The organism is Marinomonas sargassi (assembly GCF_025716875.1).
In the GTDB taxonomy this organism is placed as follows: Bacteria; Pseudomonadota; Gammaproteobacteria; order Pseudomonadales; family Marinomonadaceae; genus Marinomonas; species Marinomonas sargassi.
This window is the reverse complement of sequence record NZ_JAOVZB010000005.1, coordinates 106,066-121,367: the sequence shown is the minus strand read 5'-3', so window position 1 is coordinate 121,367 and position 15,302 is coordinate 106,066. Positions and strand designations below refer to the sequence as shown.

The 15,302-nt window shown below is 42.0% G+C and carries 17 protein-coding genes; 12 read left to right on the top strand and 5 right to left on the bottom strand.

Annotation, left to right across the window (positions count from 1 at the left end; translation table 11 throughout):
• Positions 1-93: 93 nt before the first annotated feature.
• A complete protein-coding gene (locus tag OFY17_RS11345) occupies positions 94-1,704 on the top strand; it encodes an EAL domain-containing response regulator (protein ID WP_263530855.1) in 1,611 nt (536 codons plus the stop codon).
• Positions 1,705-1,749: 45 nt separating this feature from the next.
• Here OFY17_RS11345 and OFY17_RS11340 read toward each other — a convergent pair whose 3' ends face one another.
• The gene (locus OFY17_RS11340; RefSeq protein ID WP_263530854.1) at positions 1,750-3,402 is read right to left on the bottom strand and encodes an ATP-binding protein; all 1,653 of its coding nucleotides are present in this window, start codon (positions 3,400-3,402) and stop codon (positions 1,750-1,752) included.
• Between the two features lie 8 nt (positions 3,403-3,410).
• On the bottom strand, positions 3,411-4,229 hold the full coding sequence (locus OFY17_RS11335; protein WP_263530853.1) for a phosphate/phosphite/phosphonate ABC transporter substrate-binding protein: 819 nt from the start codon (positions 4,227-4,229) through the stop codon (positions 3,411-3,413).
• Between the two features lie 187 nt (positions 4,230-4,416).
• On the opposite strand from OFY17_RS11335, the gene OFY17_RS11330 reads away from it, so the two are divergent.
• The 6 genes from OFY17_RS11330 (at position 4,417) to OFY17_RS11305 (ending at position 8,911) form a co-directional block, all read left to right on the top strand.
• Complete coding sequence (locus OFY17_RS11330) at positions 4,417-5,085, top strand: alpha/beta hydrolase (RefSeq protein WP_263530852.1); 669 nt, start codon at positions 4,417-4,419, stop codon at positions 5,083-5,085.
• Between the two features lie 25 nt (positions 5,086-5,110).
• Positions 5,111-5,914 carry an inositol monophosphatase family protein gene (locus OFY17_RS11325; protein WP_263530851.1) on the top strand — a complete coding sequence of 268 codons (804 nt, stop codon included), beginning with the start codon at positions 5,111-5,113 and terminating at the stop codon, positions 5,912-5,914.
• A gap of 24 nt (positions 5,915-5,938) precedes the next feature.
• A complete protein-coding gene (locus OFY17_RS11320; protein ID WP_263530850.1) occupies positions 5,939-6,397 on the top strand; it encodes a DUF2489 domain-containing protein in 459 nt (152 codons plus the stop codon).
• Between the two features lie 238 nt (positions 6,398-6,635).
• Complete coding sequence (locus OFY17_RS11315; protein ID WP_263530849.1) at positions 6,636-7,457, top strand: mechanosensitive ion channel family protein; 822 nt, start codon at positions 6,636-6,638, stop codon at positions 7,455-7,457.
• An 84-nt stretch (positions 7,458-7,541) separates the two neighbouring features.
• On the top strand, positions 7,542-8,051 hold the full coding sequence (greB, locus tag OFY17_RS11310) for a transcription elongation factor GreB (RefSeq protein ID WP_263530848.1): 510 nt from the start codon (positions 7,542-7,544) through the stop codon (positions 8,049-8,051).
• Complete coding sequence (locus OFY17_RS11305; protein ID WP_263530847.1) at positions 8,048-8,911, top strand: DUF72 domain-containing protein; 864 nt, start codon at positions 8,048-8,050, stop codon at positions 8,909-8,911. Before greB ends, OFY17_RS11305 begins: the two co-directional genes overlap by 4 nt.
• 9 nt (positions 8,912-8,920) lie before the next feature.
• On the opposite strand, the gene OFY17_RS11300 is transcribed toward OFY17_RS11305, so the two are convergent.
• From OFY17_RS11300 to OFY17_RS11290, 3 genes are all read right to left on the bottom strand, one after another.
• Positions 8,921-9,472 (bottom strand): NUDIX hydrolase, encoded by a 552-nt coding sequence (locus OFY17_RS11300; RefSeq protein WP_263530846.1) that lies wholly within the window; start codon positions 9,470-9,472, stop codon positions 8,921-8,923.
• A gap of 13 nt (positions 9,473-9,485) precedes the next feature.
• Complete coding sequence (locus OFY17_RS11295) at positions 9,486-10,742, bottom strand: HlyC/CorC family transporter (RefSeq protein ID WP_263530845.1); 1,257 nt, start codon at positions 10,740-10,742, stop codon at positions 9,486-9,488.
• 91 nt (positions 10,743-10,833) lie between these two features.
• Positions 10,834-11,601 carry a cytochrome C assembly family protein gene (locus OFY17_RS11290; RefSeq protein ID WP_263530844.1) on the bottom strand — a complete coding sequence of 256 codons (768 nt, stop codon included), beginning with the start codon at positions 11,599-11,601 and terminating at the stop codon, positions 10,834-10,836.
• A 128-nt stretch (positions 11,602-11,729) separates the two neighbouring features.
• Here OFY17_RS11290 and ffh point away from each other — a divergent pair, with 128 nt between their 5' ends.
• The 5 genes from ffh to rplS all read left to right on the top strand — a co-directional run bounded on the left by ffh (position 11,730) and on the right by rplS (position 15,296).
• Positions 11,730-13,103, top strand: coding sequence for a signal recognition particle protein (gene ffh, locus OFY17_RS11285; protein ID WP_263530843.1), 1,374 nt, complete (start codon positions 11,730-11,732; stop codon positions 13,101-13,103).
• Positions 13,104-13,280: 177 nt separating this feature from the next.
• Complete coding sequence (rpsP, locus tag OFY17_RS11280; RefSeq protein ID WP_263530842.1) at positions 13,281-13,529, top strand: 30S ribosomal protein S16; 249 nt, start codon at positions 13,281-13,283, stop codon at positions 13,527-13,529.
• A gap of 15 nt (positions 13,530-13,544) precedes the next feature.
• Positions 13,545-14,090 (top strand): ribosome maturation factor RimM, encoded by a 546-nt coding sequence (gene rimM, locus OFY17_RS11275; RefSeq protein ID WP_263530841.1) that lies wholly within the window; start codon positions 13,545-13,547, stop codon positions 14,088-14,090.
• A 23-nt stretch (positions 14,091-14,113) separates the two neighbouring features.
• On the top strand, positions 14,114-14,866 hold the full coding sequence (gene trmD, locus OFY17_RS11270) for a tRNA (guanosine(37)-N1)-methyltransferase TrmD (protein WP_263530840.1): 753 nt from the start codon (positions 14,114-14,116) through the stop codon (positions 14,864-14,866).
• 67 nt (positions 14,867-14,933) lie between these two features.
• Positions 14,934-15,296 carry a 50S ribosomal protein L19 gene (rplS, locus tag OFY17_RS11265; protein ID WP_263530839.1) on the top strand — a complete coding sequence of 121 codons (363 nt, stop codon included), beginning with the start codon at positions 14,934-14,936 and terminating at the stop codon, positions 15,294-15,296.
• The last annotated feature ends 6 nt before the right edge of the window (positions 15,297-15,302 follow it).

The following is a 15,302-nucleotide window of genomic DNA, read 5'->3' as shown; positions in this document are numbered from 1 at the left end:
TTTGGTGCTAAGCCCAGTTCTGGAGATTAGAATGTATTTTTTGATTCTCTGCCGTTCTTACAATAACTCATCTAACGAATAGGGCTTTATATAATGGATTTTGCTGAGATTCTCATAGTGGATGACGAAATTGACATCTGTAATGCATTACGACGTGAGTTGCGCTCAAAGGTTGCTACTGTGTATACGGCTACAAAGGTTGAGCAGGGGTTGGAGATATTAGCTAGTCAGCATATTGATTTGATTGTGACGGATTACCGTATGCCAATGATGACCGGCACGGAGTTTTTATTAGAGGTGAAGAAGCGTTTTCCTGAAGTGCCAGCTGTTATGTTATCGGGGCAAGCGGACTTTAGTGGTGTGACGGCCGCTCTAAATGCCGGGGTTATCAGTAGGTATATAGATAAACCTTGGGATGCCAAAAACCTTGCCGATGCGATCAAGGAAACTTTGAGCGAGCAAGAGCCTTCAATAGACCGAAGGACACAAATGGCGACGGAAAGCGCTTTAAACCGATCTCTAAGTGCCTTACCTGAATGTTCTGAGAGTGGTTTTCCTTGGTTGTTATTGGTGGTGGATATAGCCAACTTAACCGAATATAACAGTGTTAATGGTAAGGTCTCAGGTAATGCCATGATTCAAAAAATGGCCGATATAATTATAAGAAGTACAGAGAATGTCTGGTATCGAGTTGGGGACAAATTTATTTCTTTAATTGAATGTTCTGTTAGGGGGTATCAGGCCCTTAATAATCTTATGGCATGCATTCATCAAGAGTGTCATATAACCCAGAATCAAGTCGCGATAAATTGTTATCTAGCAGAAGCCAAGTGCTGGAAATCTTGGAATAATCAAAACTTTTTAGGCAGTAAAAGTGCAGCTCTATTTATTGGAAAAAATTTGCACTGGTTAATTCAAGAAAATAACAGTTCAGTTGGAGAAGAGTTTCAAGAACTAGGGCTGTTGATTGACGACTTTTCGAATGGAAATCTTAAGGCATTTTTTCAGCCGCAAATGACCCTAGGGACGCAAAGTATAGAATGTTGTGAAGCGTTAGTTCGCCGCCAGCTTCCTGATAATAGTTACCAAAGCCCCGTAGATTTCCTCTATTTGATCGAGAAATATGGGTTGGATGACATGCTAACCACCTTAATGATGAAAGATGCCATTAAGTTATTGGATTGTGTTGGAAAGTCTGGTCAATTAACCGTTAGCGTTAACGTAACGGCTAAACAATTGATTACTGGTTTTGCAAGAGAGTTGCTGTGCAATTCAGTTGAAAATTCGTCAGTAGCAATTAGTGATATTGAGCTTGAAGTTGTTGAAGGTGAACAGGTGTTCGATTATCAGCGGGCATTAGAAGAATTCCGTATGCTGCAGAAAATGGGAGTGACTATTGCCATGGATGACTTTGGCACAGGGTACTCCGGATTTGAGTCTCTTTGTGAGCTGCCCTTCGATGTGGTGAAAATTGATGGACGCTTTATTCGTGCACTGGGAAATGGCCTTGCTGATGAAGTAATACTGTCTTCAATTATAAATAGTGCCAAGTCATTGAAAATGGAAGTAGTTGCAGAGTGGGTAGAAAGAAGCGATCAAGCCGAATATCTTAAAAAGATAGGAGGTACACGTATTCAAGGCTATTTAGTGAGTCCTCCATTGCCAATGGATAAATTTCTATCGTTACTTAAAGAGAGTAAATGAGGCGCTAGCATGACCCAGAGGTCTTTTGGGGTTACGGTATTGCTATTAAGTGCTAGAAGCGTTCTGCGTTTCCTGAGTTATCAGAGTTAATGGGAATGCGAGTGTGACAACGACACCATTCGTTTCACGGTTTTGGATACGTATGACTCCCTTATGGTGACGGACAATGTTATAGGCGAAGGTTAAACCAAGCCCCATTCCTTGCCCAACAGGTAGCGTCGTGAAAAAAGGGTCATACAGTCGTTTTAAATTCTTAGTTTCTACCCCAGGGCCATTGTCTACGATATAGATTAGTAGTCGCTGGTTTTCTATTTTTGCAGAAATGGATATGCTGCTTTCCGAAGGTTCAAGTTTTCGATCGCAGGCTTGAAAAGCGTTTTTAAGTAGTTCGGTAAATAATTGTCTGAACTCCTCAGGGTGAACGTGTAACTGAGGTAAAGTGTTCAGTGATGGGTGTAGAGTGATGTTTAAATGTTCCTGTGGTGTCAGAGCTTCAATGCAATGTGCTATTAATTGTTTTAATAGAATGGGTTCGCGTTCTTCTTTTTCTTGATGTAGCTGGGAAGCGTAATGTTGCAGTGCTGTTACTATAGTACGCACACGATCAGCACTTGCTAAAGCATCACTAAGGCTATCGCGGAAATCCCCTTCTAAACTATCTACATATTGTTCTTCTTTCCATTTCTCGAGGTCTTGTGTTTCTTCACTCATTACTTTGTTATGTAATGCTTCACTTCGTTCTACCCAAGATTGGTAAGTATCAAGGTATGTTTGGCACATCTGCAAGTTACTGCTCACTGCTCCCATGGGGTTGTTGATTTCGTGGGCTACGCCTGCAGCCATGGTACCAATAGAGGCTAATTTTTCAGATTCTACTAACTTATCTTGCGTGTTTTTAAGGCGTTGATTGGTTTCGGTTAGTTTATGGTTTGCATCAGTTAAGGCCTTGGTTCGCTTAATCACTCGGCTTTCAAGGCTGGCATTTGATTCTTCTAACTTTATTCGATAAAGCTCAGCATTTTCCTCAGATGCTTTGATTTGGGAAACCATGTTGATAAATGCACGTGATACTGTGGCGAGTTCATCTTTTCCATCCCCCTTTATATCAACGCTTCGCGCCCCTGTTGCAATGGCATCGGCAGCTTTTCTTAATTTACTAAGTCTACGTGTCAGATAAGCGCCGAGGAAATAAGAAAATAGTGCTACTAGACTCATCTCTCCTATAACGATTAACGTACTCCACTTTTTAGCTGAGTTGATGGCGGAGTTTAAAGCCGTCATATCAAACCCTAGTCGTACACTTCCAAATTCAATGCCGGACTCTGTTATAGGGCTTGATACATCAAAAATACCGTCATTAACTTGGCTGGAGCTTAGCTCAGTAAATTCAATAGAGTAGTCTTTCGGTAAGTCTCCCGCGCCGGATAGTAACTGTCCTCCATCACCGAAAACGGCTACGTAGGTAATGTCATCGTTACGTAATAGCTCTTGTGTAAATGAGTCAATGGTCGCTAAGTCGTAGGACAGAACGGCATTTTTTACAGTCGAAGCAAATAAGTTTGAGGTGGAAAAAGCTCGTTGGTCTAAGCCGTCAAAATTGGTAGCTTTCAGATAGTTGAGCGTTAGCGTTAGTAGAATCGCCAATAGAGTTGCTTCTATTAAGGCGACCCCTAAAATGGTTTTAAGTCTAAGTGACATTTGAAGGTCTAAGGCTCCAATAATGAGTCAAGTAAAGTGATATTTAGAGAGCGAACATCATCCCAGTCACTATTTTCAGCGCTCTCTAGACCTTTGAATTTTATACGTTCTAATAATGCTAGACCTTCTTTGCTGTTGTTCATTGCTAGCATTTTTTCCACCACTTTACTTCTGACTGCTTCAGGAAGTGAAGGGTGTGTTGCAAACGCGTGGGGGGTGTAGCCAGGGGTTCGCCAAAGTACCTTTAGGCTATCTCGCACATCACTGTTGGTGTTGTTTAAGGTTCGCTCTATACCGCCGCCAGCAGGGAAGAACCCTTTAGAAACGTTTAAATACACAGAGTCGTGGGAGGATACATATTGGGGGGTGAAATTTATCCCCATAGCGGCGATTGAAGAGCGAGGTACGACGCTGGCAGCAAAAGCTGCGGGTGATGGAAAGACGAGCGTTTCGCCATCTAGTTCTTTTAAACCCTTAATGGGGCTGTCTGTTCTGGTAACTATTATTCCGTAAATGAGCTTGTCTTTTTGTTTGGCAAATGCCTGATAACCAGGCTTTTTATTGAATACGGTGTAATGATAAGGGTTCATATAAGCAATATCATATTCGCCTTTGAGTACTCGCTGTTCGAATTCTGGAATATCTTTAGCTGTACGAAAAACTATTTTATAGCCAGTCTCTTTTGAAAGATGCTGCAGAATAGGTCCCCAGTTCTTCGCTAGAGTAATTGCGGACTGCTGAGGGACAATACCGAAAGTAAAAACTCGATCTTGTGCTTGAATAGGTAGGCCGAAAATGAGTAGTGCTATATATACTAGTTTCTTCATGTTCTTCCCTTATTAATTGATAAATATAGATAAAGCATAGTCAAAAGGTCACGGCTTTGGAATATTTGATTTTATTATTAAATAAATTGAATAGGCCTTCGCTGTCTTCTAGGTATATCAGAATTCTAATAAAGAAATATGGTAGGCTTCATAGGTTTTTAATGGTTAAAGGTTTCTGGAGAGTGAAATGGCGAATTTATTGCCTTCGGTAGTTGTGGAAAATAATGGGCAGCCAGATGCTGCTGTTATATGGTTGCATGGTTTAGGATCTGATGGTCATGATTTTGAATCTCTCGTGCCTGCTTTAACTTTACCGGAAAACCTATCTATTCGATTTGTATTTCCCCATGCTCCCATACGTCCTGTGACAGTAAATGGCGGTATGGAGATGCGTGCTTGGTATGACATTTATGAAATGAATATTGAGCGTAAAGTGGATAGCGCCAATATTTTGGAGTCCTGTGAATCTATTGAGGCCCTGATTGAAGATCAAATTCGTCAGGGTATTAGTGCAGAACGTATTATACTTGCTGGTTTTTCTCAGGGCGGAGTTATTGCCTATCAAACAGCACTAACGACAAAACATAAATTGGCAGGTGTACTTGCTTTGTCGACTTATCTTGCTGATGAAAGTGTTGTTCCTGATGCCTCTGATTGTGTTAACGGCGAAATCCCATTTGTTATTCATCACGGCTCTCTAGATCCAGTTGTCCCTCCTGTACTTGCTGAAAAAGCGAGGTCTGTGTTGGCTGCGAAAGGCTTTACTATTTCTTCAAAAGATTATGAGATGCCCCATTCAGTTTGTCCTGAACAAGTGGGTGATATATCTCGTTGGGTAACTGAGAACTTAGCTTAAGAAATAAAAAGGCTTAGGAGATTGTATGACAGTCGATCAGCATGAATGGCTAGCGTTTGCTAAAAGTATCGCTCTGAAAGCAGGTGATATGATTGTCGCTTTTCGGGAAGAAAATGCTTTTCAAAAGGATTACAAACTGGGTCACGAGTTGGTTACCTCAGCTGATCTTGCTGTTGACCAGCTTTTAGTCTCCAGTTTGGCAGAGAAATACCCAACTCATGGGATCATGTCGGAAGAGTCCTTTCCTAATTTAGATCTCGGCTCACAAGATGAAAATGTTCCTGTGTGGGTGATTGATCCTATCGATGGCACAGTCAATTTTGCCCATGGGCACAAACATGTTGCTGTATCAATTGGGCTTTATCTTGGTGGGGAGCGCATCCTAGGCGTGGTAAATGCCCCTTTCTTAGGGGAATGCTTTTGGGCGCTTAGAGGGCAAGGTGCGTATTGTAATGATGCGAAGCTATCTGTATCAGGAGCAATAGACCTGAGAAACGCTCTAGTGGCGACAGGTTTTCCGTATGTAAAGAAAGACATTGCTACTATCTTAGCTCGTGTTTCTAACGTGCTACATGCTTGTCAGGATATTCGCCGTAATGGGTCTGCTGCGTTGGATTTATGTTGGGTCGCTGCGGGTCGCTTGGATGCTTATTTTGAAAGTGTGAAACCCTGGGATATGGCGGCAGGCGCTCTAATAGCGGAAGAAGCTGGAGCATACGTTGGTCATTATGCTAGTACGCAAAATGAGTGGCCAGAAGTAGTGGATGGTGAGTCTTTATTAGTTTCTACTCCCGAGCTGTGTGAAAAGCTATGTGTATTATTGAAATAGAATTAATTTAAAGTGAGCTTGAGTATGTCGTTAACGGTGTTTTTTATTGTTTTATCCATTTCTTTAGGGATGATTCTAGTTTCCCTCTGGTTTATTCGTCGCCAATTGAATGCAAATAAAATTAGGTCTGCCCGTATACAGGCGGGAGAAGAGCGTTATTTAGAGGAGCGACAAAAGCGAATTGATAGCATTAATGTTTTATTGAAAGTGGCAAATACCGAAGAAATGGGTTGGGTGGAAGCTAGTATTCGCATCAAGCACTTGCTTGATCAATTGGGTTTGGACTTATCTGCTCACGAAGATATCTCCGCCTTTTATTTGGTTACAGAAGATACCGCGCATATACCAACCCATGAACAGTGGGAAACTTTGCCAAAAGAGGCACGAAAGAAATACCGTAAAGAGATGCAGGATTGTGAAGAGCGTTATGGTGAACATTTATTGAGAGGGAAAAATAGCTTAAGCCTTTATGATTTTTCATAAAATGGTAATGCATTCTTTGACATTATTGTTTGGTATTTAATCGATGTTGCTTTTTGTTATAAGGGCATGGCATTCTCGTTTACGAAAAAGCTATTTATTTCTCATCTGCTCTCATGTAAAAAGCGTGCAGTAATTTGGAATGATAGGTTATCAGGCATATGACCTGTGCATTGAGAGCCGGATTAATCTGAACGTATGATAATAAATAAATTTTATATTTAACTAAGAGGTAAATGGAATGGAAGACTTGTTTGATAAGGGCACCGAATGGGCTCCGATCGTAACAGATTGGGCAATTAGCTTAGTCATTGGTTTGGTGATTTTTGTTGTAGGTAAAATGCTTGCAGGAAAGGTTTCTGGGTGGTGTAAAGCTCGAATGCTGAAATCTAATGTTGATGCGGCTGTTGCTGGCTTTGCTTCGAGCATCTTGTATGCTCTGATGTTTGCTGGTGTTGTCTTGATGGCCCTAGGTCAAGTAGGTGTTGAAACAACTTCCTTTATTGCAATTTTAGGTGCGGCAGGCTTGGCTGTTGGTCTTGCTTTGCAAGGTTCGCTATCTAACTTTGCCTCTGGGGTGCTAATTATCATCTTGCGCCCATTCAAAGTAGGCGATTTTATCGATGCTGCTGGACAAATGGGTGTTGTGGATCGCATTGAGCTATTCCATACCTACATGAAAACAGTTGATAACCGTGTGGTAATTATCCCTAACTCTGCGATCACTGGTGGCTGTATTGTTAACTTCTCGCGTGAAGAAACTCGCCGTGTTGATTTAGTTGTTGGTATTAGTTACGACGCAGATATTCGTTTAGCTAAGGAAATTATGGAAGGCATCATTGCTGCTGATGAGCGAATTCTAAAAGATCCTGAATGCACTATTGCTGTATCAGAATTAGCTGATAGCTCAGTAAACTTTGTTGTTCGCCCTTGGGTTAAAGCAGCGGATTACTGGACGGTTCGTGCAGATGTTTTAGAGAAAATCAAATATGCATTTGATGAGCGTGGCGTTGGCATTCCTTACCCACAAATGGATGTGCATCTTCACAAACAAGAGTCATAAGTTTAAAGCAAGATAAACTGAAAAATGCCACCGAGCAGTTTCCTGCTTAGGTGGCATTTTTGTTAGAGATTAGAGTAATTATTAATGAGTCGTTATCGCCCGCCATCACCGCCGAAATCTGCATACATTACAAAAGAAGGCGCACAAACCTTATTGTCTGAATTGAAGTTTCTATGGAAAAAGAAGCGTCCTGAAGTGACCGAGTCAGTTAGAGAGGCTGCCGCGCAAGGGGATAGGTCTGAAAATGCGGAGTACATTTACGGGAAGAAACAACTGCGTCAAATAGACAGTAGAGTCCGCTACCTTGAAAAAAGATTGGATGCTTGTACGGTCGTAGACCGCTTGCCAGAAGATAGATCAAGAATATTCTTTGGTGCTTGGGTGACGTTGGAAGATGAAGAAGGGGCTTTGCGTACGCATCGTATTGTTGGTCCAGATGAATTAGACCATGACCCTGCTTATATTAGTATTGATTCTCCTGTTGCCAAGGCTCTCCTGAAAAAACAAGAAGGAGATGAAGTGATGATTCGTCTCGCTGCAGGTGAAAAAGTGTACTTTATCGACCATATCGAATACCGACCCTTTACATTATGAAAATCCATTATGGAATGGCCCAATGGCAACACCTTGCTTGGGTTGACTGGCTTTACCCTTCATCACTAGCTACAGGTCAGCGAATAGGGCGCTATTCGGAGTTTTTTTCAACAGTAGAGGTTGGAAGTACTTTTTATACCTCTGTTAGCCAAGAGCAGTTGATGAAGTGGTTTCGGTCAGTGAATGAGAGCTTTAAGTTTAGTTTCAAGGCCCCTCAGACTGTTACGCATCAGTTGGCTGATCGACCATGGGTGGAGGTATTGCAAGATTGGCAGTTTTTTATGTCGTCACTTGAGCCGCTGGCACCTAAGCTTGGGCCTACTATGTTGCAATTTCCATCTAATCTTGATGAGCGCTCTATCGAAAAAATATTTGCTTTGTGTGACCTTTGGGTATTACCTACGCCATTATCGGTGGAAGTCCGTCATTTATCTTTTTTTGATAAGGGGGAAGTGGAAAGGGGGTTGTTGTCTGGTTTAGCTAGACGCAGCGTTAATAGAGTGATTATGGACTCAAGGCCAGTATTTTCTACAGAGGCTTATTGTGAAAGCCTTATTGACGCTCAAAGTAAGAAGCCAAAAGTGCCTTGTCACCCTGTTAATACAGCTCAGCACCCCGTCGTACGTTTTATTGGTCACCCAGATTTACCAAGTAATGCGCTTTGGCTGGACCAGTGGGCGAAAAAATTGGCTTCTTGGTTGGTGGAAGGGTTATCCCCGTATGTCTTTGTTCATTCTTCAGATAATGTTGCTGCACCTACTTTGGCAGTTCAGTTGGATAAGAAAGTTGCTGAGATATTACCTGATTACCAGTCGCAGCTTCATTTGCCGGATGTTCAAGAGCAGATATCCCTTTACTAAAGGTAGGGGTTATTTTTTTGAACAGAGTTGGTCTAGTATGATGTTGTCATCATGAAGGCTGTAGCGACCCTTTTTATGGTCATCTACGAAGAACTTTAAGGTTTTTTCTACACTACTGAATGCCAATTCATCCCAAGGTATATCATCTAATTCAAACAATGCCACTTCTGAGCTTTCCTCCGTAGGATGGAAGTCATCTCTCTCCAGTTCGGCTAAATAAAACATGTGTACTTGGTTGATGTGTGGAATGCTAAGTATGCTAAATAGCTGAAGGCATTTTGCTTTTGAACCACTTTCTTCAAGTGTCTCTCTCAGGGCTCCTTCAGCCGTGGATTCTTGGTTCTCCATAAATCCTGCAGGGAGAGTCCAAAAGCCAATTCTAGGCTCGATATTGCGACGACATAGCAATAGTTTGCCTTCATATAAAGGAATGGTGCCGGTGATGATTCTTGGGTTGTCGTAATCGATGTTTTCGCATTTTGGACAGACTGCTCTCGGACGGTTATCTCCTTTAGGGATAATCATGTCGACTGTGTTGCCACATTTGGAGCAGTATCTCATGGCGTTGTTATCCTTATCGATTTAACTGTAGTTTGGCATACTTGACGACTTTGTCTTGGATCTCTTGAATCTCGATCGTGTATTGCCCTACCCATAGACTAATCGGACGCTCTGGAATGAACTCTAGAGTTTCAATAATCAGGCCGTTAAGTGTTTTTGGACCATCAGTAGGTAAGTGCCAATTCAATGTCTTATTGATTTCTCTGATGTGAGTAGAGCCTTCTATTCTGAAAGAGCCGTCTTCGAGAATTTTAATTTCTTCCTCTTCATCTAATGTAGGAGGAGTGAACTCGCCAACAATTTCTTCTAGAACGTCTTCTAGTGCTGCAAGGCCTTGAACATCGCCGTATTCATCAACAACAACCCCCATTTGTTGATGATCTTTCTGGAAGTTCAGTAGTGCCGTGTTAAGAGAGGTGCTTTCTGGTATGAAATAAGGCTCTACAGTCGCTTTCAAAAGTGCGGCTTTAGATGGTGTGGCATCACGTAAAAAGTCAGCCGCGTGTCGGGCGTGTAATATGCCGATGATTTTATTAATTTCGCCATTGTAAACTGGCATTCTGGTATGGCGGCTTTGGCAAATCTGCTCGATGATCTCTTCTATCGTGTCTTCAATGTCGATACCAACTACCTCATTTCGAGGTACCATGATGTCTTCAATCGAAACTTTTTCTAAATCCAAGATAGAGATAAGCATTTCTTGGTGGGCTGCGGGTATGAGTCCACTCGCTTCATTTACGATAGTTCTAAGTTCCTCAGTGTCTAATTTGTCATTGTTGCCTTGTGAAGCATTGACGCCAAAGATTCTTAATAAACCGTTAGACAGTCCGTTAACGATTAATACCAGCGGGTAAAGAGCCTTTAGTAATATAGATAGTACCCAAGATGCAGGAAAAGCAATTTTCTCAGGATGGAATGCGGCTAGTGTTTTTGGTGTTACTTCGGCAAATATTAGAACAATTAATGTTAAACCTGCTGTAGCAATAGCAATACCGGCATCACCCCATATGCGAACAGCAATCACTGTAGCGATAGCAGATGCAAGAATGTTGACGAAGTTGTTACCAATTAAGATGATGCCAATAAGCCTGTCTGGGCGCTCAAGAAGAGTCTGCACCTTAATGGCGGATCGGTTCTTATTTTTAACAAGATGCTTTAGTCGATACTTGTTAAGCGATAGCATTCCTGTTTCAGAACTGGAAAAGAAAGCGGAAAGTAATATAAGGCAAAAAAGTATTCCTGATAGGATACTTATGGGCACGTCGTTCAAAAAGGTGTTACCTCAAAAAATTAGATTAGCCGATTATTGGTTCTTATTTGCTGCCTGTCAAACGACTTTAATTAGATTGTCGAATTATTTTTTAGTTCTGTAAAATTTGTAGGACGATACGGCTTCCAAAGTACCCCAGCATCAATAGGAAAAATCCACTTAGCGTGAATTTCACTGCAAGTTGACCGCGCCACCCTGCAATGTAATGACCAATTAATAATCCTAGGAAAATATGCCATGAAGTGATGGTGAAAAAGGTTTTGTGGGCTAAGTGTTGAGCAAACATGTCTTCAATAAAGTAAAAGCCAGTTGCGATCGTGATAGTGAGAAGGATAAAAGCGGCCCAAATGAATTCAAACATGAGCTTTTCTAGTACTTGTAGAGGCGGGACCCTAAGTAGCTGTTTCAGCTTATGGTGCTTAAGTTGATATTCTTGTATGGATAGTAATATGCCGACGCCGCAGGCAGCCGTGAACAGACTATAAGCGCCTGATGCTATCAATATGTGCGCGCTGGTTCCCCAAGAGCTACTATGAAGCTGCATTAGATCCCAAGGGCGGATGGCATTTAAAGCGATGATTATAGCGCCTAAGTAAAAGGCAATACCCAGCAAAATAGAGAGGTCTTTATCTCTGTTACTGAACCATAAAAGGCTGTTACCTATGATGGTAATTAATAGTCCTATGGCAAGAATGTCAAAACCATCTCTGTTGAGTAACAGTAAAGCAAGAGAAAGTGTATGAATAGAAAGTGCCACTGCGCCTATGTATTGAGTGGATACCTGTCGGTGACGGAAGAAATAGGCGCTACCAGCAGCTATATAAGTAAAGCAAGCTAACCAAAGAAATAGTTGAATCATGGCCTAGGTATTCCACTGTTTAAACATATTAGGGTGAAAATCATTTATCCGTTATAATAGAGCCAATTTCACCTTGGATAAACTGAAACCGTATGTTTTTCCATTAAGAGACACGTTTTGAGGGTAATATGTTCGAAAATTTATCGAATCGTTTAACGTCTTCGCTTGACCATATTCGAGGTCGCGCCAAATTAACAGAAGATAATATTAAAGATGTCTTGCGCGAAGTGCGCATGGCTTTACTTGAAGCCGATGTAGCTTTACCTGTTGTTAAAGATTTTGTTGCAGCGGTTAAAGAGCGTGCGATTGGTACAGAAGTATCAAAAAGCTTAAGTCCGGGCCAAGTCTTTCTAAAGATAGTTAAACAAGAACTTGAAACTGTCATGGGTAAGTCCAATGACGAACTCAACCTAAGAGTTGCAAGTCCTGCTGTTATTCTTCTTGCTGGTCTGCAGGGTGCGGGTAAAACAACCTCAGCAGCTAAGTTAGCCAAGTATCTAAAAGAACGTGAAAAGAAATCGGTTTCCGTTGTCAGTGCTGACGTTTATCGCCCAGCAGCGATCAAACAACTTGAAACGTTAGCTGGCGAAGTAGGTGTCGATTTTATTGCCAGTGACATTTCTCAAAAGCCGATCGACATTGTAAATGGCGCTATTGATTACGCTAAGAAAGCGCACAAAGACGTAGTAATTGTCGATACCGCAGGTCGTTTGTCAGTCGATGAAGATATGATGGCTGAAATCAAAGCCTTGCATGCGGCTGTTAACCCGATTGAAACCTTGTTTGTTGTTGACTCTATGACGGGGCAAGATGCAGCCAATACAGCAAAAGCCTTTGGTGATGTGCTTCCTTTGACTGGTGTTATTCTGACTAAAACAGATGGTGATGCCCGCGGTGGTGCGGCTTTATCTGTTCGTCATATAACGGGTAAGCCAATTAAATTCTTGGGTGTGGGTGAAAAAGTAGAAGCACTGGAACCATTCCATCCAGATCGCTTGGCCTCTCGTATACTGGGTATGGGCGATATGCTTTCTCTTATCGAGGAAGCAGAACAGAAAATTGACAAAGATAAAGCAGAAAAATTAGCTGGCAAGCTGAAGAAAGGTAAAGGCTTTGATTTAGAAGACTTTAAAGAGCAGCTTCAGCAAATGAAAAACATGGGCGGCATGAGCTCAATGTTAGATAAGCTTCCAGGTATGGGGCAGCTGGGTAATATCCAAGATCAAGTCAACGATAAAATGTTTGCGCAAATGGAAGCCTTGATCAATTCAATGACGCCAGCAGAGCGTCGTAACCCAGATGTGATTAATGGTTCTCGCAAGAAACGTATTTCAACGGGTGCAGGTCTACAAATACAGGACTTGAATCGTCTTTTGAAACAGCACAAACAGATGCAGAAGATGATGAAGAAGTTTAGCTCTAAGGGCGGCATGAAGAAAATGATGCGTGGCTTGGGCGGTATGATGCCCGGTGGTATGGGCGGCGGCTTTCCTAAGATGTAAAGCTATCTAGTTGTTTTTATTAAATACCCCAAAAAAACTATCACTTTTAGTGGAAGGTTGAGTAATTCACCCTTCCACTTTTTTCATTAATCGAATAGAATATGCCGCCTTCTTGTAGGATGAGTCGAAATGCGACTCGGCAAGATGTGTTTCGTTAAGCAATAAGGAACCAATCAGATGGTAACTATTCGTCTTTCTCGTGGTGGCTCTAAGAAGCGCCCATTCTATCATTTGAACGTGGCTGATAGCCGTCGTGCACGTGATGGTCGTTATATCGAGCGTTTGGGCTTTTTTAACCCAGTAGCTCGTGGTCAAGAAGAACGCATTCGCATCGATTTAGATCGTGTGAATCATTGGGTTAGCCAAGGCGCTCAACTTTCAGACCGTGCAGCTCAACTTGTTAAAGAAGCTGCAAAAAGCGCTTAATACAGAGGTAATATTATGTCTAAACTGAAACAGGCAAATGCTCCTGAGCAGCCGCTTTTAGTAGGACATGTTACTTCTGTTTACGGTGTAAAAGGGTGGGTGAAGTTATATTCGCACACTGATCCGATGCAAGGGATCTTTGATTACCAGCATTGGTGGCTGAAAACTCCAAGTGGGTGGAAAGCTGTAGAGTTAGGCCAAGGGCGTTTGCAAGGGCGTGGTTTGGTAGCCTCAATAAAAGGCTATTCCGACAGAGATCAAGTTAAAGATATTTGTGGTTTAGATGTTTATATTGATGCGATAGAGCTGCCAGAATTAGATGAAGGTGATTATTACTGGAGTCAGCTGGAAGGTCTAAGGGTTATTACCAAAGAAGGTGTCTTCTTAGGAAAGGTTTCACAACTGATGGAAACCGGTGCGAATGATGTAATCGTTGTCCGCGCGTGTGAAGGCAGTTTGGATCGTGAAGAGCGATTGATTCCGTACATGCCAGAGACTTATGTTGTAAATATCGATTTAGAGCAGAAGGAAATGGTAGTTAACTGGGATCCAGAATTTTAAACGAAATAAACTGAGGACGCATCGTGAAGGTTAGCGTGATATCGCTCTTTCCGGAAATGTTTCAAGCCATTACCCAGTATGGGGTGACGGGCAGAGCCATTAAGTCAGGGTTAGTTGAGGTGGATTTTATTAATCCTCGAGATTTTACTCATGATAAACACAAAACAGTTGATGATCGTCCGTATGGTGGTGGTCCAGGGATGCTGATGAAAGTTCAGCCCCTAAAAGATGCGATTGAGAGTGCCAAGAAACGGGTGCCCAACGCAAAAGTTATTTATCTATCCCCTCAAGGGCGTACGCTGGATCAAGAAGGCGTGCAACAACTTGCTAAGCAAGCAGAATTTATTCTGGTAGCAGGTCGTTATGAAGGTGTTGACGAGCGTTTAATTCAATCTGAGATTGATGAAGAATGGTCTGTTGGCGACTTTGTCCTAAGTGGTGGTGAGTTGCCGGCTATGACATTGATGGATGCTGTATTTCGTATGGTGCCAGGTGTCTTAGGAAAGCAAGCCTCAGCAGATGAAGATTCATTTTCTGATGGTTTGTTGGATTGTCCGCATTATACTCGCCCCGAAGTGCTAGACGGTGTATCTGTACCGTCAGTATTACTTAGTGGCAACCACGAGGAGATTAGACGTTGGCGTTTAAAGCAAAAGCTCATTAGAACTTTTCAACGCCGACCAGACCTTTTGCAGAACCTTGAGTTGGACAAGGAACAGCAGAAGTTGTTAGAAGAGTTTATTCGCGAAACTGAAGATTCAACCTCGGCAGAGTAGGAATTGCGAGCTTATCAGATGAAATTTTTCATACTGATAAGAAACCAAATCATTAGGAGTTACATCCATGAGTAACAAGTCTACTTTGATTCAGCAATTAGAAGCTGAACAAATGACAAAAGAAGTACCAGCATTTAGTACTGGTGACACGATTGTTGTTCAAGTAAAAGTTAAAGAGGGTTCACGCGAGCGTCTTCAGGCTTATGAAGGTGTTGTTATTGCTAAGCGTAACCGTGGCCTTAACTCAGCATTCACTGTTCGTAAAATTTCGAGCGGTATCGGTGTTGAGCGTGCTTTCCAAACATACAGCCCACTAGTTGATAGCATTAAAGTGCTTCGCCGTGGTGATGTTCGTCAGTCTAAGATCTTCTATCTTCGCGAACGTTCTGGTAAGTCTGCACGTATCAAAGAGAAATTGGCTAAGCGCTAATATTTC